The 21,392-nt window shown below is 57.1% G+C and carries 22 protein-coding genes; 8 read left to right on the top strand and 14 right to left on the bottom strand.

From position 1 onward, the window contains the following. Positions 1-121: 121 nt before the first annotated feature. Positions 122-1,027: a TIGR03619 family F420-dependent LLM class oxidoreductase gene (locus AB1462_RS15770; RefSeq protein ID WP_367247224.1), complete on the top strand. Its 906-nt coding sequence runs from the start codon at positions 122-124 to the stop codon at positions 1,025-1,027. 65 nt (positions 1,028-1,092) lie between these two features. Here the strand turns inward: AB1462_RS15770 and AB1462_RS15765 are convergent, their stop codons facing one another. The 7 genes from AB1462_RS15765 to AB1462_RS15735 all read right to left on the bottom strand — a co-directional run bounded on the left by AB1462_RS15765 (position 1,093) and on the right by AB1462_RS15735 (position 8,008). Then, positions 1,093-2,481, bottom strand: a complete 1,389-nt coding sequence (locus tag AB1462_RS15765) for a DUF1329 domain-containing protein (RefSeq protein ID WP_367247223.1) — start codon at positions 2,479-2,481, stop codon at positions 1,093-1,095. A gap of 76 nt (positions 2,482-2,557) precedes the next feature. Next, the gene (locus AB1462_RS15760) at positions 2,558-2,986 is read right to left on the bottom strand and encodes a nuclear transport factor 2 family protein (RefSeq protein ID WP_367247221.1); all 429 of its coding nucleotides are present in this window, start codon (positions 2,984-2,986) and stop codon (positions 2,558-2,560) included. Between the two features lie 15 nt (positions 2,987-3,001). Beyond that, complete coding sequence (locus AB1462_RS15755) at positions 3,002-4,411, bottom strand: FAD-dependent oxidoreductase (protein WP_367247220.1); 1,410 nt, start codon at positions 4,409-4,411, stop codon at positions 3,002-3,004. Positions 4,412-4,555: 144 nt separating this feature from the next. Next, complete coding sequence (locus AB1462_RS15750; RefSeq protein WP_367247219.1) at positions 4,556-5,941, bottom strand: DUF1329 domain-containing protein; 1,386 nt, start codon at positions 5,939-5,941, stop codon at positions 4,556-4,558. A gap of 97 nt (positions 5,942-6,038) precedes the next feature. Next, complete coding sequence (locus tag AB1462_RS15745; protein ID WP_367247218.1) at positions 6,039-6,962, bottom strand: LLM class flavin-dependent oxidoreductase; 924 nt, start codon at positions 6,960-6,962, stop codon at positions 6,039-6,041. Positions 6,963-7,031: 69 nt separating this feature from the next. After that, the gene (locus AB1462_RS15740) at positions 7,032-7,544 is read right to left on the bottom strand and encodes an SRPBCC family protein (RefSeq protein ID WP_367247216.1); all 513 of its coding nucleotides are present in this window, start codon (positions 7,542-7,544) and stop codon (positions 7,032-7,034) included. A gap of 68 nt (positions 7,545-7,612) precedes the next feature. Continuing rightward, complete coding sequence (locus AB1462_RS15735; RefSeq protein WP_216642217.1) at positions 7,613-8,008, bottom strand: putative quinol monooxygenase; 396 nt, start codon at positions 8,006-8,008, stop codon at positions 7,613-7,615. 518 nt (positions 8,009-8,526) lie between these two features. Here AB1462_RS15735 and npdG point away from each other — a divergent pair. From npdG to AB1462_RS15705, 6 genes are read left to right on the top strand one after another with little or no spacing between them, the layout of a single operon-like run. Further along, positions 8,527-9,195, top strand: a complete 669-nt coding sequence (gene npdG / locus AB1462_RS15730; RefSeq protein ID WP_367247214.1) for an NADPH-dependent F420 reductase — start codon at positions 8,527-8,529, stop codon at positions 9,193-9,195. Between the two features lie 37 nt (positions 9,196-9,232). Next, positions 9,233-10,186, top strand: a complete 954-nt coding sequence (cofD, locus tag AB1462_RS15725) for a 2-phospho-L-lactate transferase (RefSeq protein WP_367247212.1) — start codon at positions 9,233-9,235, stop codon at positions 10,184-10,186. Further along, complete coding sequence (gene cofC, locus AB1462_RS15720; protein WP_367247211.1) at positions 10,170-10,898, top strand: 2-phospho-L-lactate guanylyltransferase; 729 nt, start codon at positions 10,170-10,172, stop codon at positions 10,896-10,898. Before cofD ends, cofC begins: the two co-directional genes overlap by 17 nt. Continuing rightward, entirely contained in the window at positions 10,886-13,282 is a 2,397-nt protein-coding gene (cofH, locus tag AB1462_RS15715) for a 5-amino-6-(D-ribitylamino)uracil--L-tyrosine 4-hydroxyphenyl transferase CofH (protein ID WP_367247210.1), read from the top strand. The genes cofC and cofH overlap by 13 nt, the downstream gene beginning before the upstream one ends. 39 nt (positions 13,283-13,321) lie before the next feature. Continuing rightward, on the top strand, positions 13,322-14,068 hold the full coding sequence (locus tag AB1462_RS15710; RefSeq protein ID WP_367247208.1) for a glucose 1-dehydrogenase: 747 nt from the start codon (positions 13,322-13,324) through the stop codon (positions 14,066-14,068). Then, positions 14,065-14,286 carry a hypothetical protein gene (locus AB1462_RS15705; protein ID WP_367247206.1) on the top strand — a complete coding sequence of 74 codons (222 nt, stop codon included), beginning with the start codon at positions 14,065-14,067 and terminating at the stop codon, positions 14,284-14,286. Before AB1462_RS15710 ends, AB1462_RS15705 begins: the two co-directional genes overlap by 4 nt. Positions 14,287-14,314: 28 nt before the next feature. Here AB1462_RS15705 and AB1462_RS15700 read toward each other — a convergent pair whose 3' ends face one another. From AB1462_RS15700 to AB1462_RS15675, 6 genes are all read right to left on the bottom strand, one after another. Then, positions 14,315-14,686: a VOC family protein gene (locus AB1462_RS15700; protein ID WP_367247205.1), complete on the bottom strand. Its 372-nt coding sequence runs from the start codon at positions 14,684-14,686 to the stop codon at positions 14,315-14,317. 53 nt (positions 14,687-14,739) lie between these two features. Beyond that, positions 14,740-15,492: a 2-oxo acid dehydrogenase subunit E2 gene (locus AB1462_RS15695; protein WP_367247203.1), complete on the bottom strand. Its 753-nt coding sequence runs from the start codon at positions 15,490-15,492 to the stop codon at positions 14,740-14,742. Then, positions 15,489-15,737: a biotin/lipoyl-containing protein gene (locus AB1462_RS15690; protein WP_367247201.1), complete on the bottom strand. Its 249-nt coding sequence runs from the start codon at positions 15,735-15,737 to the stop codon at positions 15,489-15,491. The genes AB1462_RS15695 and AB1462_RS15690 overlap by 4 nt, the downstream gene beginning before the upstream one ends. 37 nt (positions 15,738-15,774) lie before the next feature. Then, positions 15,775-16,761, bottom strand: coding sequence for an alpha-ketoacid dehydrogenase subunit beta (locus AB1462_RS15685; protein ID WP_367247199.1), 987 nt, complete (start codon positions 16,759-16,761; stop codon positions 15,775-15,777). After that, complete coding sequence (locus AB1462_RS15680; protein WP_367247197.1) at positions 16,758-17,747, bottom strand: thiamine pyrophosphate-dependent dehydrogenase E1 component subunit alpha; 990 nt, start codon at positions 17,745-17,747, stop codon at positions 16,758-16,760. Before AB1462_RS15680 ends, AB1462_RS15685 begins: the two co-directional genes overlap by 4 nt. Positions 17,748-17,832: 85 nt before the next feature. Beyond that, positions 17,833-19,224 carry an SRPBCC family protein gene (locus AB1462_RS15675; RefSeq protein ID WP_367247196.1) on the bottom strand — a complete coding sequence of 464 codons (1,392 nt, stop codon included), beginning with the start codon at positions 19,222-19,224 and terminating at the stop codon, positions 17,833-17,835. A gap of 422 nt (positions 19,225-19,646) precedes the next feature. Between AB1462_RS15675 and AB1462_RS15670 the strand changes: the two genes are divergently transcribed. Then, entirely contained in the window at positions 19,647-19,997 is a 351-nt protein-coding gene (locus tag AB1462_RS15670) for a Rieske (2Fe-2S) protein (protein ID WP_367247195.1), read from the top strand. 31 nt (positions 19,998-20,028) lie between these two features. On the opposite strand, the gene AB1462_RS15665 is transcribed toward AB1462_RS15670, so the two are convergent. Further along, a complete protein-coding gene (locus AB1462_RS15665) occupies positions 20,029-21,348 on the bottom strand; it encodes a coenzyme F420-0:L-glutamate ligase (RefSeq protein ID WP_367247194.1) in 1,320 nt (439 codons plus the stop codon). Positions 21,349-21,392 lie beyond the last annotated feature (44 nt).

Here is a 21,392-nt window from a genome sequence, read left to right as displayed (position 1 = left end):
GGCGCGGCCACCAGTAGAACTGCAAACAGATTATATGCTTGTATACCATATGTAGCGCAATACCACCCTCAAACATTGCCCACTCGTATGGATCAGCCATGAAATCAGAAGGTCGCACGTCATGAAAATCGGTATCTCGATCCCTAACAACTGGGGCGCCCACGACGCAGGAAAGCTCGTCGACCTGGCGGTGCGCGCTGAAACCCATGGTTTCGCATCGGTGTGGACCTCAGAGCACTTGGTCAATCTCGCTTACGTACGAGCACGAATAGGTGACCGCCCCTATTTCCATCCGCTGGCGATGCTGTCTGCCATCGCCTCGCGCACACAGCGCATCGGCCTTGGAACGTCTGTACTCGTCTTGCCATTTCACCATCCTCTCGACGTTGCCAAATACATCGCAACCCTCGACCAGTTATCAGGCGGGCGAGTGATTCTTGGCGTTGGCGTTGGCAACGTGCGCGAAGAGTTCGACGTGCTGGGCATCCCTTGGGAAAAGCGCGGAGCGCTGACGGACGAAGCGCTGGATGTAATGCGTGCGGTATGGACCCAGGAGGCGGCCGAACATACCGGCCTGAAGTGGCGCTTCAGCGACGTCCACACCTCACCCAAACCCTTTGCCGAGCGTCGGTTACCAATCTGGATAGGCGGCATGAGCGATGCGGCCTTGAGTCGGGTAGCTCGAGTAGGTGATGGATGGCATCCCACCGGGCTTACACCCGACGAACTGCGCGCTCAACTGACTCAGCTCCGTCTCGCCACCCAAGCAGTCGACCGAGATCCAGCAACCCTGGACGTGTGCATGCGCTTCAACCTAGCGCTCGATGACGTAGAAGTCACCGACGTCGAATTGCGCTCGACTATTGACGGATATGACGCAACGCGCATCGTCGAGGTGGCATCAGCTTACGCCGCCGCCGGTGCGACTCATTTCATTTATGCACTGAATTCACATGAACCCGACGTGCTCAATTCAACTGTCGATGCGCTTGCACGGGATCTACTGCCTCACTTCCACGACGCTTGATGGATGCACCGCCCCCTAACATGGGGGCGGGCATGGCTGAATAGCCCCTCCAGGAGATTTCAGAGTCAGCGAATACCTGCTCCTGTCAGCCCTTCGGATGAGAAAAAATTATCCGGCTTAGGGGAAGACTTGGCGGCACCGGCGCCTGCATTACCGTGGACGCCTTGAACGGACCAGACACCCGTCTGCAAGTCCAAGTTGAAGGTACCTTCAGCCACCATGCCGCCCTCCTCTTCGGTGTAATACGGCACGCCATGCAAGCTGACTACGCGATAAAGCTTGTTTGCCGCATCGTAGTTCTCCGCAAGGCCGGTCGCATAGCCGTCCTCATCCCAATAAAACATACGACGTGGATAGACGTGCCGGAAACCGGGCTTGAGCTTGGCTTCCACCGTCCATACACGACGCAGTTCCCAGCGGATACAGTCCGGATTGGGGAAATTCTTCGTCGACACGATTCGAGCATCGTCACACCCTGCGCGATCGTAGATCTTGAAATTGTTGGCCATGATGAGCTTTTCTTTTTTGCCCACCAGCTTGAAGTCGTAACGATCCAAGGCGCCGGAGAATGCAAGCGCGTCATCCATTGTGGCAGAGCCCCCGCCCGAAGGAGACGGGGTGTCATAAGCCAGGTCTGGCGACAATTTCACCCGGCGTTGACCAGGAATGTATTGGTAGGCCCGGCGGCCGAGATTCTTTACGTCAAGCGGATCGACAATTACCAATTTTTCGCCCACCTTGCGAGTGGGAGCGTCGGAGTCAGCCCGGAACGCCCAGTACACAGTCTTGCCGACGGCTGGTGCAGTTGCCTTTGGATCGTAATAAGGCGACTGCTGCCAAAGCCGATTTCCTCCGACGTTGGAGACCGTACCGTTAGTGGCCACCACATACGAGTTGGAATAGCCCTGCCAGGCATGACCACGAAAGGCCGTCAGGTGGTTCCACATAACCTGAGCGCCATTTTGCGGAACGGGAAAAGGAATACCGCCCCAGCAATTTTCGATCAGCGTGTCGTTATCCACGCTTTTACAGTCTTTGGCGTTCTTCAGCGTGTTGTCGAGCATGTACTGGGGAAAAACCGTCGAGCGATGAGTTGGATAGACATCCATCCTAAAATTGGGATAGGTCTTGAATATTTCGACGAGGCCATCGAGTTTGTCGGCATATTGGGCCACATTCTGCGCGGTAATCGAGTAGAGCGGCTTCTCGTCGGCAAAGGGGTCAGGCCGCGAATAGGGATCTCTTGGATTCTTGCCGAAGCCTGCCGGCATTTTCAACCCTTCGCCCGTATAAGCTGGAATCGTGCCCTCCTTGTTACCCGCCCTCTCGGCACCGAATGGGGTAAGTACGGAGCCATCCAGCTGTTTTGCGTCATCGGCAATCGCGACAATGGACCAAGCAGAAACGCTCATCGCCAGCATGAATGGCGCCAGGTATTTGGGGTTGTAAATCATATAATGCCTTCTTTTACCGGAGGGTATTACGGGCGTTCACGGTCAAGTTCGATTGCGCCCAATTAACGTTGACGAATCAGCAGATAGAACCGGCGCTCATGATTTCAGGCGGAACGGTGGATCGCACCACTCGCTTACGGAACAGCCATTCGCCATCCTGGCGTACGTAGCAATCCTCGTAACTGATCTGATAGCGCATGCGGCACTGATCGCGCGTCACTGCTTCAACCAGCGCCAGCACACTACCGGTTGCTTCATCGGAGCCCACGCCCGCGACCAAAATGTTCGGCACCAGATGCGCGGCATATAGCACGCTGGCAGCAAGGATTTCAGCGTATGCACGGATGGCCGCTCGGCCTTCATGCACACCGAAACCAAGGGGGCGCTCATCCAGCACTGCGTCCTCGGTGAACAACGCCACCCACTCATCGACCTGATGAAAATCGATGTACTGAGCGTATCGATGGTTGAGCTCTTGGAGGGCGATTTTGTCCGCAATTAACATGTTCTGCTCCTGGCACTAAACAGCCGCGCCATCCAACGCAGCAGTCTTGCCTGCAAGACGCCCGAAGGTCAGCGCATTGGCGATGCCGATACCGCCACCAATGTATCGACGCCCTAACGTGCATCCGAGCACCTCCCCTCCCGCATAGAGTCCTGGGACGGGTTCGCCGAATCGATCTCGTACACGCCCGTGATCATCAATATCGAGCCCGGCATGACAGGAAACCAAGGCCGACGCCCGGATCTCGACCGCGAAAAATGGCCCGGTGCGAATCGGGTAGATCCTCTTGGCCTTTTTGAAGAACTCCGGATCCTCGCCTTGATCGGCGTAACGGTTATAGCGAGTGATTGAAGCAGCCAGGCCGGCGGGAGAAATGTCAGCGCGCCGAGCCAGCTCTTCGATCGAATCAGCCACCTTCACACGCCCGGTCTCGACGTTTTTGCGGATGGCTGCAATACGCCAGCTATCGGAGCCGGGATCGTTGATATAGTGCTTGACGACGTTTTCGTCGGCGCATGCCTCCAACATTGCCGGCTCATCAAAGATTGCGAAACACCGCAGCTCAGGCTGCTCATTGAGCAAATAGCCCGACACGGCATAGGAAGCGTCCTCCGGGATGAAGCGGTGGCCATCGCGATTGACGACCATTGCCCATTCAGGAAGAAAAGCTTCAAGGTTCGGCGCAAAATTAGGCGAAGGCACGAGCAAGCCATTGTCGATGCCGGTCAGTTGCGCGCCGACCTTCTCACCCAATGCAATACCATCGCCCATGTTGTAAGGCACGGCCGCGTAGATCGAAAAGAGCCGACTGCCATGGGCCGCAGCGGTTGGCCACAACCGTTTGATCATTTCCGGGTTGTTGCCGAACCCACCCGTCGTGACGATCACTGCTTTGGAGCGCAATTCGATGCCCTCGGAACGAACGCCGCAAACCCGGCCTTCTTCAAAAATCAGGTCCGATACACGCGCTCCCAACGCTGTCTCGACGCCAAGTGCTCCGGCGGCGTTGATCAGCGATTGAATGATTCCGAACCCAGCACCAATACACTGATGCCCACGTGGACAGCCTCCCACCCCCGACTCAACAATAAGGTTCGGTGGAAACTCATTACCCAACTCAATCAGCCATTCGATAATCGAGGCACCGCTGTCCGCCAGGGTCTTGGCCAGGGCGGGCCGGATCGACCATTGATTGAGCGACATCATGTATTGGTACATCGCTTCGGCTGAGTCCTTGATCCCGGCTTCACGCTGAACTGCAGTACCCGCCGCATAGACGACGCCGCCCGCCAACGCGGTTGCCCCGCCCAGCTTGCTGTCAGCCTCAATGACCATGACGGACGCACCAGCCATCCTAGCGTGACAGGCGGCTGCCAGCCCTGCGCCACCACCACCCACAACGATCACGTCAAAATCAATTGCCACGTTCTAACTCCTTCTCGTTGGCGTCGCAGGCACGAGCGCATGTGCGACACGACAGCATTCGCAATTGCCGACAGCACAGCTTTTGATTGTCTGTTTGTCAGCTAGGTCGAGGCAGCCAGGCACACCCACGCCTGGCTCAAACTCTCAGCGTATTCCTGAGCCGGACATATCTTCGGGTGCAAAGAAGCGCTCTGGTTTTGGTGCCGCTGGCACCGTCCCCGAGCCAACGTTCCCATAGGCGCCCATCAACGCCCAGACACCCGTTTGCAGATCCAGGTTGACGGTGCCCTCGTTCATCACGCCGCCATTTTCTTCGGCGTAATATGGAATGCCATGCGAGCTCACAACGCGATAAAGCTTGTTGGCCGCGTCGTAGTTCTCTGCAAGACCGATTGCATAGCCATCCTCATCCCAATAGAACATGCGACGCGCATAGACATGCCGGAAGCCGGGCTTAAGCTTGGCTTCCACCGTCCATACTCGGCGCAGTTCCCAGCGAATACAGTCGGGATTGGGGAAGTTCTTCGTCATGACCTTGGCGTCGTCGCAACCCGTATGATCGTAGAGCTTGAAATTGTTGGCCATGATCAGCTTTTCTTTCTTGCCCACGAGCTTAAAGTCGTAGCGATCCAAGGCACCAGAGAACACAATCGCGTCGTCCGTCGTAGCTGCACCGCCAGCCATAGGAGCCGGCATGTCATAGGCCAGATCGGGCGAAAGTTTTACGCGGCGCTGGCCAGGAATGTACTGGTAGACGCGGCGACCAATGTTCTTGACGTCGAGCGGATCGACGATCACAAGCTTCTCGCCCACTTTGCGAGTGGGTGCATCGGCGTCAGCCCGAAACGCCCAGTACACTGTCTTGGCCACGGCCGGCGATGCCGCTTTCGGATCATAGTAAGGCGATTGCTGCCAAATCCTGTTGCCACCAACATTTGTCACAGTGCCATTTGTGGCCACTACATAGGAGTTGGAGTAGCTCTGCCAGGCATAACCACGGAAAGCTGTCAGGTGGTTCCACATAACCTGGGCGCCGTTCTTCGGTGTCGGGAAAGGCGTGCCTCCCCAGCAGTTCTCGATCAGCGTATCCCCTTCTTTCCCCTTGCAGTCAGTGACATTCTTCAACGTATTTTCGAGTACATATTGAGGAATAAATGTCGTGCGATGGGTCGGATAAACGTCCATCCGGAAATTAGGATAGGTCTTGAACACCTCGATGATGCCGTCGAGCTTGTCGGCATATTGAGCGGCATTTTGCGCGGTAATCGAGTAAAGCGGCTTCTCGTTAGCAAAAGGATTGGGGCGCAGATAAGGATCTTTCGGGTCCTTACCGAAGTTGGGCGGTGTCTTCAAACCTTCGCCTGTGTAAGGTGGAATCGTCCCTTCCTTGTTACCGGCCTTCTCGGCACCGAATGCCGTGAGTACAGGGCCGCCGAGCTGACTTGCGTCTTCAGCAAAAGCAGAGATGGACAAACTGGAAACGCTCATAGCGAGCATGAGCGGCGCCAGGTAATGGGCTCTACGAATCATTTGATGCCTCCCTCTACAGGTATGTTTATTGTTTTCAGGCACTTCTGATGCAGATGTTGCAGTCTTTCAACTGCAGCACAGTTCAAACCTCGGTTTGCTACACAACGAGAGGCTGGATTGCAGTTGCAAGCACCTGCAGGCGATTGAGATTCCAATCACCAGTCACTTCAGGCGCTCCATCTGGACCGGTCTTCGCCGGGTCCGACGTCAATACGTTGAGCACCACACGTGTGGCGCCCGCCTCAGTGAACTCGGTAACGCGACGCAGCACATCTTCCGGTGCGCCCCAGGCAAGCACCGAGTCGATCAACCGATCACTTCCTCCGCCCTCGGTACACTCTGCCCGGTCAAATCCGGCATGCTCGAATGCATCTTGGTAGTACGGCAGAGCCAAATACATGGCGAGATAGGCCCGCGCGATCCGCCGGGCCTCGCTGGCGTCGGATGTCATCACACAGAGAATTTGCGCGGTAAGGTCCAACTGTGCCCCGATACGCTCACGCGCTTGCGCCACGACAGCGGACGGCATCATCCAGGTCAAGATACCCTGGGTGCGCGCCACGGCCAGTGCTTGCAATCCCGGCGCATGGGCGGCGATGTACAGAGGCGCGGTCACGTCTGGTTTGAGCGCCGCCAACCCAACTTCGGCCATATCCTCGAGATAGGCCTTCATTTTGGGCAGTGGAGCTACCCACTCCTGTTTTCGTTTGGCAATCACGGCAGGATTGGACGCGCCGAGACCCATGAAGAACCGGCCAGGATACAACTCGGACAACGTTTGCAATGCCTGGACGGCTGACGTCGGATCGCGCCCGTACGCCGTCGCGACACCCGTACCCACTTTCAACTTTGTGGTATTGGCGAGAATAAATGATGCCGCAATGAACGGTTCCCGACCAAACGCATCGAGCAACCAAACACTTTCAAAGTCGAGCTGCTCAATACTCTGGGCGAGCTTCGCTAACTGCGGGCCGGGCAGGAAATTGGTGGATCGATCAAGCAGCAAGCCAATTTTTGCCATTTCAGTACTTCCTATTCTTATATTCGGTCACAGTCCTGCGCCTTCACGACAGGCAGGACGACAAAAGTGTCAAGCCGTCTGTGCCTTGGCGAAGTAGCGTCGGTAACCTTGCAGGATGCCGTCGGTCCAGGTGCGCTCAATGATGGAGCGCATAAGGTCGAGATCAGCCGGCTCCACGACATCGAACTCGGCTTTGAATGTCATCAGCGTCTTACCATCGGGCAGCGTGTCGAGCACGGTCGTCGCCAGATAATTTTCGAACTCGCTGCGCAATACCGCCCCCCCCGGATTCGGGCGGTAAACCATGTCGTAGTAGATGCGTCGGGTCTCGTTGTTCTGCAACAACAGGGTCTCGTCGACCATCGAACCGGTCACGTGACGAACGACTCGCGTGCGCGGTACATCCTCGGGTCCGCCTACCAATTCGACACTGGCAAGATCCGGCCCGGGACGGCCGCCATCTTCCGGCTTCACCCACCATCGCAGCAGACCGGCCCAGTCGGTCAAAAGCTCCCAAACTTGATCGATCGGAGCGTCGACAATACCTCGCACCTCGGCGTGGCCTCGTTTGAACTTGCGCATACGGCTTGCCTCCAGAATCGCAGAATCAACCGCCCCCAGAACGCCTGGAGCCAGCTCAGAATCCATCATTAGAGAAAGGTCACATCCAGCGTCTTCGTCTTCATATGCACCTGCGAGCTACCCGCCGGGTACTGCTCGAAAACGCTGCGATCGACATTCATACCGCTGAACTGCTCCATGACCATGGCGTCGCTACTGCAATCCAGCATGCGTTGCTGAGTGTCTTTGTACCAATCGGTCTGGCGCATCCGATTGACGAAATCTTCAGACTTCCAAGAGGCGATCGCCACCCACTGATTAGGATTGCGCGCCCAACCATGGAAAGCGAAATTGCAGCCTTCCTCGTACCAAGGCTCCGCGTTTCTCGCCAACTCCTCGAGCGCAGCAATAAAGTCGTCGCGTCGCGCAGGATCGACAGTGAAGCGCGAGAGAAAACAGTTCGCATCACGTACCCACTTACCCATCGAAATACTCCTTTCAATCTGGCAGCGACAACAGTCCCCGCTCAGTCATTCACGATATTGAAATCCGCTAAATTGAAAAAAACTTACCATATGGTATGCCTGCGTACAACATTTAATTCTCATAGGTTAATGGAGCTCTCCATTGCCGCGTACTGAGCCGTAAGGTGCGTAAATAGGCCTATTTAGTGGGCGATAAGCCAAACCAAGACAAAGCCCCTTATAAGGGTTTTTTGGCATTGCATTACGTCAAGTAAAATATGCTATGGTACTAATCACTTAAGCAGACATGAAAAAAAGCCAGCCCGAGAACGAGGTGAAGTTGAGCGCTCCTCCCCCGACCTGGCGTGCAGGCCTGCTGCGGTTGTGACAGGCGCATGCACCACGACAACTCATGCGTTACAAGCGCTCTATAGCGCGCCGTACGGAGCACCGCTGGCTGAAAATCCACATTCACTCACCAGCTTTACAACGATCCCGGCGCACTGCCGATTGACTTCAACCAAAGAGCCTTAGCACATATGGAAACCAAACCTTTGTTGGCGATTCTTGGCGGCACCGGCGACCTCGGGTCAGGCCTCGCTCTACGCTGGATCACTGCCGGATACCGGGTCATCATCGGCTCACGCGAACGCCAGAAAGCCACGGCAACCTGCAGCGAGCTGTGCTCGATCCTTGCCGAGCGTTACGTAGACGCATCACTGCTCAGCGACATGGATAACGCCGGCGCAGCGGCGGCTGCCGACATCGTGGTGCTGACAGTCCCGTTCAGTCACCAGCAGTCCACTCTTGCAGAAGTCAAAGAGCAGCTCGCCGGGAAAATCCTCATCGACGTAACCGTTCCGCTGATGCCGCCCAAAGTCGGCACCGTGCAGCTGCCCTCAGCAGGTTCCGCGGCCCAGACCGCGCAGAATTTCCTCGGGGATAGCGTGAGAGTAGTTTCCGCTTTTCAGAACGTCGCAGCCGATCATCTGAAGTCTGCGCATGACCTCGAATGTGACGTTTTAGTTTGTGGTAACGATCCCGAGGCTCGGGCAGCGGTAGTCAAGCTCGTTGAGGCTTGCGGCACGAGAGGTTTCCAGGCGGGGCCGATTCAGAATGCCGCTGCGGCTGAGGCTCTAACCTCGCTACTGATCACCATTAACCGCCAGTTCAAATGTCACTCTGGCATCCGACTCACTGGCGTGTAGAGGGTCGGTACATGAACGCCCATGTGGAGATGTCTCGATGATTGCGCCCAAGTACGTCGCTCTGTCAGGGGGTGTAGGCGGCGCCAAGCTTGCCTTTGGCCTGGCACGCGAGCTTCCTCCGGAGCAACTGCTGATTGTCGCCAACACGGGTGACGACTTCGAGCACCTTGGTCTGCGGGTATGTCCAGACCTCGACTCGATTACCTATGCACTCGCCGGATGCGAGAATCGTACACAGGGATGGGGTATCGAAGGTGAAAGCTGGAATTTCATGGAAGCCCTGGCTCAGCTCAATGGCGAAACATGGTTTGCGCTGGGCGACCGCGATCTTGCCACCCATGTGATGCGCACGCTAAAGCTGCGCGCAGGCGCTTCGCTGACGCAAGTCACGCAAGCGCTGACCCGAGCATTGGGCATCAAACATCACGTGGTTCCAATGTCCGACGATCCAGTATCAACATTTGTTGAGACAGATTCAGGGACGTTGAATTTCCAGGACTACTTCGTCCGCCAACGCTGCGCTCCGCGTGTGACTTCATTCAGCTTCGTCGGGACCCAACAGGCTGCAATTCAGGCCGACTTGCGGGCAGCACTAGCCTCGCCCGAGCTGCGCGCGGTCATCCTGTGCCCATCCAATCCATTTGTCAGCGTCGGCCCTATCCTGGAACTGCATGGAATGCGCGAACTTCTCGCACAGTCGAGCGTGCCAGTAGTGGCAGTTTCCCCGTTTATCGATGGCAAGGCCGTCAAAGGCCCGGCAGCAAAAATGATGCAGGAGCTCGGCATGCCGGTGACTAACGCCGCACTTGCCGAGCACTATCGAGGCACCGTGACGGCCTGGGTAATTGATCATCATGATCGTGACCAAGCCCAAGATATACGCGACCTAGGCTTCGATTGTCGGGCAATGCCGACCCTGATGAAAGACGATAACGATCGAACCCTGCTGGCCAAGTCTGTTGTGGAGTATTGCAATGAACTCATCCACTGAAGCCGTCTGGGCCGTGGTGCCTATCAAATCATTTTCTCAAGCCAAAACACGTCTTTCTTCTTTGCTGACGTCTGATGACCGCCAACGACTGGCGTGTGCAATGGCCGACGATGTGCTCCGCGCGATCCGCGCTTCAGGCGTGGCGGACCAGCTTTGCATTCTCACAGATTGCTGCTCACCGGCGATTGACGAGCTCGCAAAGCGGTACGGAGCCTTAGCGTTGCTGGACCGACAAGTCGCAACAATACCAAGCCTCAATGCTGCAATCGTGGGCGTAGCAGAATTAGCGCATGCAAAAGGGGCCGATACCGTCATGGTCGTTCACTCAGACTTGCCGTTGCTCAACGCGACCGCACTGGTAAACGTCATGCAAACCTGGCACTCGCTGCCTGCCTCGCGGCGGGCCGTATTGGCGCGCTCAAAAGACGGCGGCACCAGTGTTCTCCTGGTAAATCATGCGAAATCATTCGCTTATCAGTTCGGGGCCGGCAGCTTCGCTTTGCACCGTGCTGAGTGCGCCCGTCTAGAGCACACCATCGCCACTATTGAGCAGCTTCCAACAGTCTTGGACATCGATACACCAGACGACTTTGAGCTCTTGCGCCTTGCCGCGCAGGCTGGGCGCTGTGGGCCGCACACCACCGCCGTTATTGCTGCGCTCTACCCTTTCAAATCGATGCACGCGATGGAGCCTGCGCTATGCATGAACTGACACAGATCCTCCAGGCAGCCGCGTCCGGCGTTCTGCCTACGTCCGAGCAGGCTTTGGCGCTCGCTGATTACGACGACATGCCCGAACTGATGGCCGTCGCGTCCAGCATCCGTGATCGCGGATCACGAAACGTCGTGACTTATTCGCGCAAGGTGTTTTTACCACTGACACGGCTGTGCAGGGACGTCTGTCATTACTGCACTTTTTCTCGACAATCGCCCTCGGTCGATTCTGCCTATTTGACGCTGGAACAGATGCTCGAGACTGCCCATCAGGGCGCCCGCCTGGGCTGCAAGGAGGCCCTGTTCACGCTCGGAGAAAAACCTGAACTGCGTTACAAAGCGGCACGCGAAGCCCTGACTCGCCTCGGATTTGCCTCCACCATCGACTACGTCGTGCACGCGGCAGAAACCGTGCACCGCGAGACCGGCCTACTGCCTCACATTAACGCTGGCTGCCTGACAGAGGAGGAGCTGACCAAACTTCGGCCGGTGGCCGCATCAATGGGTTTGATGCTTGAGTCGGCGTCGGAGCGCCTTTGCGAGCCCGGTATGCCTCACCACGGCAGCCCGGACAAACATCCAGCGCCACGCCTCGCGACACTGGAGGCCGCAGGGCGCCTCAACGTGCCAATGACCTCGGGTATCCTGATCGGAATAGGTGAAACCCGGCTCGAACGTATCGAAGCACTGCTGGCGTTACGTGACATCCACGCTCGTCACGGCCATCTGCAGGAAATTATCGTGCAGAACTTCCGCGCCAAGCCTGGCACCCTCATGGCCGACAAACACGAACCCTCACTCGACGACTTGTGCTGGACTATCGCCATGGCCAGAGTTGTGTTCGGTAGCGACATGGGCATCCAGGCGCCGCCGAACCTGTCACCTCAAGGGCTTCAGAAAATCGTCGCGTCGGGCATCAACGACTGGGGCGGGATTTCGCCGCTGACCGCCGACTTCGTCAATCCCGAAGCACCATGGCCGCACCTTGAACAACTGGAGCGCGATACTCGAGCAGCCGGAAAGCATCTGCAGGAACGGTTGACGATTTACCCTTGCTACGCAGCCGACACGGCACGCTGGGTTGACCCTGGCCTGCGTGTCGCCATCCTGCACAGCATCGACGCCGAAGGCCTGGCCCGCACCGACAACTGGAACGCTGGCGGTGCACTTCAACCGCCGACGGCGGAAATCAGCCGCCTGCGTGCACCACAACCTGCACTTGTCTCGCCAGACATTACTGAGATTCTACGGCAGGCGACCGCTGGCCAACTCTTGAGCGAAAAGGAAATCGTGCGCCTGCTACAGGCACGCGGCGAAGATTTCACCCAAGTTTGCTACAGCGCCGACAAACTACGTTCGCAACAATGCGGTGAAAGCGTAGGCTTCGTGGTCAATCGCAACATCAATTACACGAACATATGCACGTTCAGTTGTTCGTTCTGCGCCTTTTCGAAAGGCGGAAAACGCAGCCACCGAGGATCGGCCTACGACCTCGATAGCGAGGAAATAGCCCAGCGCGTGCGTGAGGCCTGGGACCAGGGCGCGACTGAGGTTTGCATGCAGGGAGGCATTCATCCGTCGTATACCGGCGAGACTTATCTGCGCATCCTCAGAACAGTCAAGGCAGCCGCTCCTCTGATCCATATTCATGCCTTTTCGCCACTGGAGATCTGGCAAGGTGCGCAGACGCTAGGGCTGACGCTCAACGACTATCTATCGCAACTGAAGGAAGCCGGGCTGGGGACCTTACCGGGCACTGCGGCGGAAATCCTTGATGACGAGGTGCGCGCAACGCTGTGCCCAGACAAGATCAACACGCAACAATGGTTGGAGGTGATGCGCTGCGCGCACGGTTTGGGCATCCGCACCACCGCGACCATCATGTTCGGCCACCTGGAGCGGCTGGAGCATGTGGCGCGCCACCTGATGCGCGTACGTGAACTTGCGGCGGAGACCGCCGGTATTACCGAGTTCGTACCCTTGCCGTTCGTGCATATGGAGTCACCGCTATTCACCCGCGGCAAAGCTCGTAAAGGCCCAACTTTCCGCGAAGCGCTGTTAATGCATGCCGTTGCACGACTCGTGTTGCATCCGCATATCCGCAACGTACAAGCCTCCTGGGTAAAACTTGGCCCGAGCGGTGTTCAAGCCGCTTTGTACGCTGGCGTGAACGACGTTGGCGGCACATTGATGAACGAGTCGATAACCCGCAGCGCGGGTGCCGTGCATGGCCAGGAAATGAGTCGAGATGAACTGTCGGCCCTTATCGAAAGCCATCAGCGTGTTGCCAGACAGCGCACCACTCTTTACGAAACGCCCTCGGTCGAACGCCTGAGCGCAAACCAGACATCCCAACGCATCGCATTGTTCGCGCTGATCTGACAACGCGGTCCGAACCACACATATAAAAACAAGGAAATTATGATGGGAAGAGTGAACGGGAAAGTGGCAATCGTCACGGGCGCAGCGCGGGGCCTGGGCGCAGCTCACGCACGCCAACTGGTCGAGCAAGGGGCAAGGGTTATGCTCACCGACGTGTTGGACGCCGAAGGCCAGGCAACGGCAGCCGCACTGGGCGACCAGGCTCGCTACATGCATCACGACGTCACCAATGAGCAAGAATGGCAGCAGGTCATCAACGCGACTGAGGACGCTTTCGGCCCGGTTTCGGTGCTCGTCAACAACGCCGGCATCGTCGCCTACAGCCCAATCGAAACGATGCTTGAATCAGAGTATCGGCGGGTCATTGACGTCAACCAGGTTTCAGTGTTTCTGGGCATGAAGACGGTAATCCCATCGATGGTGCTGGCCGGCAGCGGCTCAATCATCAATATCTCATCGGTTGCCGGTCTCATCGGAGCTGGCTACGCCCTGGCGTACACCGCGTCAAAGTTTGCAGTGCGCGGCATGACTAAGGCGGCAGCCGTCGAGCTGGCGCCACGAAATATCCGCGTGAACTCGGTACACCCGGGGCTAATCATGACACCGATGACGCAGCCGACACCCGAATCAGAGGCAATCGTCGCGCAATTCATTGCCGGGACGCCATTGGCTCGGGCAGGCACGCCTGACGAGGTAGCCAGCATCGTACTGTGGCTTGCCAGCGATGAGTCATCGTTCTCCACCGGCGCCGAATTCATTGTCGACGGCGGGATTAGCTGTCAATGACGAACGTCGCCGCGACCAACGAAGGCAAGCCGACTGGGGACACAATGGATGCCCGGTCCGACGACTTGCCTCATAACGTTACGAACAACTGGGAATGGCAGTTAGTCGTTGCGGCGACTGAAGTCGCGTGTGGTCCTGTCGGCGCGCTGATCGAGAACACCGGCGCCGAAGACTACAGTCCGATCAAGCTGATGCGCGAGCCAGACTACGGCGCGTGATCAACCACACGCCGTATTTCTATCCGGCTCAACCCAGGTGGCAAGCACAGAATTTATTGCCGTCCAGATCCCGAAAATAAGACATATAAAAGCCAGGACCGCGCTCACCCGGCGCCCCTTCATCGGTGCCGCCCAGCGCAAGCGCTTGAGCATGGAATTCATCAACTGCACCTCGACTGGGCAGCTCCAGAGCAACCATCGCCCCGTTGCCAGACGAGGCAACCTGGCGATCGAATGGTGTAAGCACCCCCAACACTATCTTGCCATCTTTGCCGAAAAGCACCCCGCCGCGCGGATGATCGGCGAGTTTGCCGACGCCCCCTTTCGCGAGGAGCCGGGTAAAGAACGGAATCGACTTTTCAAGATTGTTCGAACCGACAGTTGCGTAGCTCAATATCATGTGTCCATCCTTAAAGCCGTGGATCCGGCAGATATTTTCAACGAGGATTCACACTACTCAACCAGCGTATCGGGTTGTGCAAGCGCAGCGGCGACATGGACCACGAAACGGGCCGCGTCAGCACCGTTGATTACTCGATGGTCGTACGTCAGCGACAACGGGAGCATCATCCGCCAGTCAATGCCATTTTCAGTACGCTGGGGCTTCAACTGGGCTTTGCTCACGCCCAGGATGGCTACCTCAGGAGCATTGATGATCGGCGAGAAGGCCGTCCCGCCAATATGCCCGAGCGAGCTCACAGTCATGCAGCCGCCGACCATATCAGCCATCGGCAGCCCCTTTTCCCGCGCGCGCGTCGAGACATCGGCAATCTCGTCAGCGATCTGCACGACGCTCTTCTTGTCACAGTCGCGGATCACCGCCACCAGCAAGCCTGCCGGGGTATCCACGGCGATACCGACATGAAAGTATTTTTTGAGAACGAGCGTCTGACCGCTTGCATCGAGCGATGCGTTGAAACGTGGGAACACGCGCAACCCTTCAACCAGTGCCTTGACCACGAACGCCACCGGGGAAACTCGCCTGCCCGTCTCACTCGCCAGACGCGTACGGCAGTCGTCCAAAGCGGTGATGTCCGCATCGTCGTGGTGGGTTACTTGCGGAATTGCGACCCAATTGCGCGACAGATAACCCGCGGTCAGTTTCTGGATACGCGACAACGGCACCGCCTCGACCTCGCCGAATGCGGAATAATCCACCTCCGGCCAGGCTGGCAGATTCAGCGATAACCCGGACGCCGCGCTCATGACAACACTTCCGAAGCGTCGATCGTGGCCAATGTGTCACCCACTTTATAGTCCTCGCCGGCAACGGCGCTTATCCTCAAGGTTCCACTGGCCGGAGACTCGATCTCCTGCACCGATTTGTCGCTCTCAAGCGCGTAAAGTGGCTGCCCCTCCTGGACACTCGAACCATCGGCGACGAGCCATTCGAGGAGCTTGCCCTCCTCCATCGAGAAACCGATCTTCGGGAACAAAACTTCAATAATCATTTATCAGCTACCTTCACAAAAGTGATCAGGAATAGAGTCAGTCAAGCGTCTTGCGGATCGCTGCCTCAATTTGCGGAACGCCAGGGACAAAAGCAGTCTCGAGCGGTTTACTGAACGGCACCGGACAAAACGCAGAGGCAACCCGCTGGACGGGAGCCTTGAGCTGGCTGAACAGCTCCTCATGAATACGCGACGAAATCTCGGCGCCCACGCCAAAGGGTTTGACGGCTTCATGCACGACCACCGCACGCTTGGTCTTCGTAACAGAGGCAAGCACCGTCTCGATATCGAACGGTGCGATGGTGCGCAGGTCGATGACCTCGACCGAGATACCTTCCTTGGCGAGGTTCTCGGCTGCAGTACAGGCATCCACCACCTGCCGGCTGTACGCGATAACCGTGACGTCACTGCCTTCACGCACGATATTGGCCTTGCCCAACGGAATTCGTATACCGCGTTCGGGCACAGGACCGGGCGTCCAGTACATCGTCATGTTCTCGATGAACAGGCACGGATCCTCGTCCTCGATACACGACAACATCAAGCCATAGGCATCGGCCGGCGTTGACGGCGCAACCACCTTGATACCAGCCGTATGGGCAAACCACGCTTCGAGGAAATCGGAGTGCTGACCGCCCACACCAAAGCCCGCACCGGTCATGGTGCGGATGGTGATCGGAACATGGGTCTGGCCGCCCGACATGAAGCGCAGCTTCGCCGCATGGTTGACGATCATGTCCATCGCCACGGTGGTGAAGTTCATCAACATGATCTCGACAACTGGCTTCATGCCAACAAGCGACGCGCCAATCGCTGCTCCGATAATCGCCTGCTCGGCGATAGGGGTCGACCGCACTCTCAGATCACCGTGCTTACTCGAGAGCCCTTTGGTAACACCCATGACACCGCCTTCCTGGCGGTCAGCAACGTCCTCACCGAACACAATGACCTCGGAGTCTTCGGTCATCGCGTCATCCAGCGCGAGGTTAATCGCTTCGATCATGTTCAATTTGGTAGCGCTCATGCTTCGATCTCCTGGGCGAAAACGTCCCGGCGAAGTTCCGCGACATCCGGGTACGGACTGGTCAAGGCGAACTCGACCGCCTCGCCAATTTCTTTATCGATGGTGGCCTCAAGTGCTGCAAGCTCATCTTCGCCGGCATGCCCCTGTTCGATCAGCCACGCGCGAAATAGAGGAACCGGATCCTGCTTCATTGCCTCCGCTTTCTCCGCCGGATCCATGTAAGCATCGGCATCGCCGAAAATATGCCCATGGAAACGGAAGGTCATCGCCTCTATGAGCGTAGGGCCGTCGCCGTTACGCGCACGTGCGACGGCCTCGCCCGCGGCCTGCCACATGGCGATCGGATCGTTGCCGTCGACGTGGATCGATGGCATTGAGTATGAAGCGCCACGATCAGCGACGCGTTCAATGGAGGTGCCCAGGGCATACGGCGTGTGCTCGGCGAAACGATTGTTCTGGCAGATGAAAACCACCGGCAGTTTCCACACGGACGCCAGGTTCAGCGACTCATGGAACGCACCAATGTTGCTCGCACCATCGCCAAACATCGCGATCGCGACACGCTTCTCGCCACGAATCTGAGCTGCCAACGCAAGGCCGTTAGCTATCGGCATGGTACTGCCGACGATACCGGTGGTGACCATGACGCCGCTGGCCGGATGGGTCACATGCATCGGTCCGCCCTTGCCTTTGCAAGTCCCCGTGGCACGACCAGCCAATTCAGCCCACAACAGCTTGCTGGGCACACCTTTGGCGAGCATGTCGTGAATACCGCGGTAGATGGTGCACAGATAATCGCTATCCGTCAGATGCGCCACCAGTGCCGATGGGATGACCTCCTGGCCACGGGGCGAGTAATACGGCATCACCAACTTTCCAGATTTGATTATCGAGCGGAAACGTTCGTCGTTCTGCTTGATCAATGTCATGCGACGATAGATCTCGACGAGTGTTCGGTGGTCGGGTTGGGGGCGGACAGCGCTCATACTGATTTCCTCATGCTCCAACGGATTGTGGGATAACCGGCCACACCGTCATTGGGTGGCATACGGCCTGATGCAGAACGCCTGTCTAGCCTCGCCCAAGGTATGCGTCGATTTCGGACAGATAGTGACGAATGCGGATCTCGCTTTCCGACAGCCGAGAACCTTTAAACGCGGCTGATTCGATCCCCTTCTGGACCTCCGGCACCCGCAACGCGTCCTGGGCCAGCACATAGCCGATGCTTGCCGCGGTTAAATCCGTCGGTACCAATCGCGCGGGACGCTCGTCCCCCTTCCAACCCTTGGGGCCGAAGTTGAATTCGTTGAGATCAAACACGGGGGTCTGCTCATCTGCCACAGGCAAGCACAGCGTGATCGCGTTGTAGTAGCTCTTGCTCGGATCCGTTGGGTGCGGGCGAAAAGCCTGGATCAACAGGCTGTCGGCGAAAATATTGATCGTGATGTTGGGGAACACGAAGTAGTTCCAGTCATCACTGATTTGCGGATCGCTTAGCCGGTCAAAGAACGCATAGCCGTGCTTCTTGCCCCATGCGCGTTTTGCCTCGATAAGTGCCTGCTTGTACTCCCAGCCCTTGAGATGGGCGAATTTATCCGGATCGCCACCATAGATCGCTACCAGGCTTTTCATTCCCTCGGTCACGATCGATGTGTCTTCGGCGCGAGAATTCGAGTTCCCAACCTCGATGATCATGCGGCTGATGCCGTTCCGGTACACGTCATACTGGCAGTCACGCGTAGCGGTCAAGGACAGCAGTTCGGGGTGCACGTCGTCGGCATGATAGAACTCGATGAACGCTTCGAGGGCCGTTTTCCAGTTGGCGTCCCAGCAAACGTTTACATCTCGGAAAACCCGGAACTGACTGAAATCGTAGTTGCGACAGTGGTCGGGAATAACATCCAAATGCTCAAGCAGTGTTTTAGTCGGCGAAGGGTCGGGGTTGACGAAGACCAGGCTATTCCAAACACCACAGCTCACTTCAGTTAAGCCGGGGCGGTCGGCTATCACGCCGCTGCGAAAGATCAACTCGTCGCGGATTTCGGTGTTACATCCGTCTACCGAGAACTTCCAGCCATGGAAGTCGCATTGAAAGCCTTTGTTCGGATCCATGTGGCCAAAGTCGCTGCGCACCAGACGGTTGCCTCGGTGAGGGCAAACGTTGTAGTAAGCCTTAAGGCCATCGTCTCCCGGCGCGGCGCGGACCACGATGAAAGACTCCTTACCGAGATCGTAACGGAAGTAGTCCCCAATCTCTTGTAGATCCTGAGTAAGGCCCGCGAAAGCCCAGCTCTTCATCCACATGCGATCCCATTCACGCTGAGCTTCATCGCGGTCGTAGTAGCGCCGTGGATCAGGCTGCTGCGTTCCCAGATCGACGTGAGGCGCTTTGCGGCCAGCCTCGCCCGCTTCATCGGAGGGGTAATTGACGAAACCGATCCGGGAATCGAAAGTTGTGCTCATATCGCTCTTCCTAGGTTGCCATATCGAATGGCCGTTTCATTGGGAGCTCATGCTTATTGAAAACTCGCGTTGCGCTGCGTCACCGACACAAACCTATCGGCCTGATGTCGAGCGTTTCGAGGCTCGTGCGGTTTGAAAAGCGCACTCCATTGGTAGCCGTAAAGAACAATAGTAAGCTAGCATACCTAAATTGAACGAGCAACGACCCTGATGCTAGCGAATGCTCTTCTTTTTCTGGGCATCTTCAGCCTTTAGGCATCTCGTATGAAGCGGATAATCGCTTGAAAGGACCAAGAAACACCCTTGTAATAGCCCAAGGTCGCAATCGAATAACAATATTTGGTAGCATACTTTATGGACAATATTTTGCCGCCAAGGCAAGGATATTGGAATCTATCGCATTACCGCTCAGGAGCTGCAAGATGCCTTGGATCGACCACGACAGTGCGATCGCCTTGTCCGCGACCCGTATGTCACGACAGGTTGTTGGTGGGGAAGAGATACTGCTTTGCTGGGCTGAAGGTGTGCCGTACGCGTACCGCAACCAATGTACACACTTGGCCAAGCCACTGGATGAGGGCCGATTAATAGCTGGACAAATCCATTGCCCGTTCCACGGCGCGTGCTTCGATGTCCGAAGTGGCGCGGCGGTAAGAGGTCCTGCCGTCGCCCCACTTCAGCGCGTGGCGGTGAAAATCGAAAACGGACGAATGCTGTTTGACACCACCACAGCCCCTTGTGACGATCTACCAGCTTTGATATTTCGCAGATAACGGGGACGCATTAATGGCATACGCAACTCGGTTAACGCCGCAAAATAAAATCCGTCGCCTGACGGGTTTCATGCTCACTAGGCACGGTTGAGGGGTGCCCGATGGCAACGGCCCCCATTGGCTCCCAGCCTGGCGGCAAATCGAGCAACTCACGAACCCTATCACTGCAAAACATCGTAGACGTCACCCACGCCGAGCCAAGTCCCTCAACGGCCAGTTGGATCAGAAAGTTTTGAACGCCGGCTCCCATGGACATGACGAACACTTCCCGCTCGGTGGCGGCGCGACGCTCATCCCGATAAGCAAGCGCGTCCTCCACGACCATGCAAGGCACAACCAGATACGGCGCATTGCGCAGCACATCGTCATGCTGGATGCGCTTGGCAATTGACGCGTCGGACATGCTATCGCTGCGCAGGTTGGAGCTCATAGCCTCATCCAGACTATCGACCAATACTCGCCGCCATTGTGCTGATTCAAGCAGAACGAATCGCCAAGGCAATCTTTCGTGCGGTGCTGGCGCGGCGGTCGCTGCAATCACAGCACGCGCGACTTTTTCTGGGTCAACAGGTTGAGCGGAGAATGATTTAATTGTTCGACGGGCAAACACCACGTCCCGCGAACCGTATCGGAACATATCTTCCTCGGGAGCGCGCACCAACTCTGCCACGCCACGCCCCTCACAGTTCACGGTGTATTGCGCGAGCCCACGCACCACTGCAATGGGTGTACCGGTAAGCTTGCCTTTGACCAAATCGCCAGCCGCGGCGATCTCGTCGCTGAGCGCAATATGGGTGACCTGCAATGGGTTACCGTAGCTGTCATCCATTCCCTTGTAGTCCAGTGTGGGCCATACCCCCGCTACACCAATGGCAAGATCCGTTTGGCCAATACGCCAAGGGCGACCGAAAGTATCGGAAAGGATGACTCCCACATTAATCCCGAGCCGATCCCGTACCCCTTGTCGAATTCGCGCAGCGGAGGCGTCAGGGTCGAGCGGCAACATCAGCACCGTGCCCCGCTCGGTATTGGAGGCATCCACCCCCGCTGCCGCCATGACGAAGCCATGATGGGTTTGCGCAATTACAACATCGCCACGCCGCGCAACTACCCGTGCCGTTTCTTCAATAATGGCCGCGGCGCGGCTTTCATCGGTACGCACTCGCCCTTCGGCCTTGCTGACGATTTTCGAGGTCACGACCAGGATATCGCCATCGCACAAGCCAGCGTCATGGGAGCGAACAGCCTCAGCGATGAGCGCAGCGATATCGTCGCCAGGCCGGACCTCTGGCAGACCGGATAGGGCAGCTATCTCGATGCAACGGCTGCCCGCGTAAATTGATGTGCTCATCCGCCAGTTCCAAATTATGCAGGCTGACGGCGCGCAGCCGATTA

The sequence above is a fragment of the Pseudomonas sp. SB113 genome, from assembly GCF_040754745.1.
Taxonomy (GTDB): domain Bacteria; phylum Pseudomonadota; class Gammaproteobacteria; order Pseudomonadales; family Pseudomonadaceae; genus Aquipseudomonas; species Aquipseudomonas grimontii.
This window is presented reverse-complemented; position numbering and strand designations above follow the sequence as displayed.

What these genes read in the sequence shown, in the direction of transcription:
- AB1462_RS15770 (WP_367247224.1), top strand. Translation starts at nt 122, where the DNA reads ATGAAAATCGGTATCTCGATCCCTAACAACTGGGGCGCCCACGACGCA.
- AB1462_RS15765 (WP_367247223.1), bottom strand. Translation starts at nt 2,481, where the DNA reads ATGATTTACAACCCCAAATACCTGGCGCCATTCATGCTGGCGATGAGC.
- AB1462_RS15760 (WP_367247221.1), bottom strand. Translation starts at nt 2,986, where the DNA reads ATGTTAATTGCGGACAAAATCGCCCTCCAAGAGCTCAACCATCGATAC.
- AB1462_RS15750 (WP_367247219.1), bottom strand. Translation starts at nt 5,941, where the DNA reads ATGATTCGTAGAGCCCATTACCTGGCGCCGCTCATGCTCGCTATGAGC.
- AB1462_RS15745 (WP_367247218.1), bottom strand. Translation starts at nt 6,962, where the DNA reads ATGGCAAAAATTGGCTTGCTGCTTGATCGATCCACCAATTTCCTGCCC.
- AB1462_RS15740 (WP_367247216.1), bottom strand. Translation starts at nt 7,544, where the DNA reads ATGCGCAAGTTCAAACGAGGCCACGCCGAGGTGCGAGGTATTGTCGAC.
- AB1462_RS15735 (WP_216642217.1), bottom strand. Translation starts at nt 8,008, where the DNA reads ATGGGTAAGTGGGTACGTGATGCGAACTGTTTTCTCTCGCGCTTCACT.
- npdG (WP_367247214.1), top strand. Translation starts at nt 8,527, where the DNA reads ATGGAAACCAAACCTTTGTTGGCGATTCTTGGCGGCACCGGCGACCTC.
- cofD (WP_367247212.1), top strand. Translation starts at nt 9,233, where the DNA reads ATGATTGCGCCCAAGTACGTCGCTCTGTCAGGGGGTGTAGGCGGCGCC.
- cofC (WP_367247211.1), top strand. Translation starts at nt 10,170, where the DNA reads ATGAACTCATCCACTGAAGCCGTCTGGGCCGTGGTGCCTATCAAATCA.
- cofH (WP_367247210.1), top strand. Translation starts at nt 10,886, where the DNA reads ATGCATGAACTGACACAGATCCTCCAGGCAGCCGCGTCCGGCGTTCTG.
- AB1462_RS15710 (WP_367247208.1), top strand. Translation starts at nt 13,322, where the DNA reads ATGATGGGAAGAGTGAACGGGAAAGTGGCAATCGTCACGGGCGCAGCG.
- AB1462_RS15705 (WP_367247206.1), top strand. Translation starts at nt 14,065, where the DNA reads ATGACGAACGTCGCCGCGACCAACGAAGGCAAGCCGACTGGGGACACA.
- AB1462_RS15700 (WP_367247205.1), bottom strand. Translation starts at nt 14,686, where the DNA reads ATGATATTGAGCTACGCAACTGTCGGTTCGAACAATCTTGAAAAGTCG.
- AB1462_RS15695 (WP_367247203.1), bottom strand. Translation starts at nt 15,492, where the DNA reads ATGAGCGCGGCGTCCGGGTTATCGCTGAATCTGCCAGCCTGGCCGGAG.
- AB1462_RS15690 (WP_367247201.1), bottom strand. Translation starts at nt 15,737, where the DNA reads ATGATTATTGAAGTTTTGTTCCCGAAGATCGGTTTCTCGATGGAGGAG.
- AB1462_RS15685 (WP_367247199.1), bottom strand. Translation starts at nt 16,761, where the DNA reads ATGAGCGCTACCAAATTGAACATGATCGAAGCGATTAACCTCGCGCTG.
- AB1462_RS15680 (WP_367247197.1), bottom strand. Translation starts at nt 17,747, where the DNA reads ATGAGCGCTGTCCGCCCCCAACCCGACCACCGAACACTCGTCGAGATC.
- AB1462_RS15675 (WP_367247196.1), bottom strand. Translation starts at nt 19,224, where the DNA reads ATGAGCACAACTTTCGATTCCCGGATCGGTTTCGTCAATTACCCCTCC.
- AB1462_RS15670 (WP_367247195.1), top strand. Translation starts at nt 19,647, where the DNA reads ATGCCTTGGATCGACCACGACAGTGCGATCGCCTTGTCCGCGACCCGT.
- AB1462_RS15665 (WP_367247194.1), bottom strand. Translation starts at nt 21,348, where the DNA reads ATGAGCACATCAATTTACGCGGGCAGCCGTTGCATCGAGATAGCTGCC.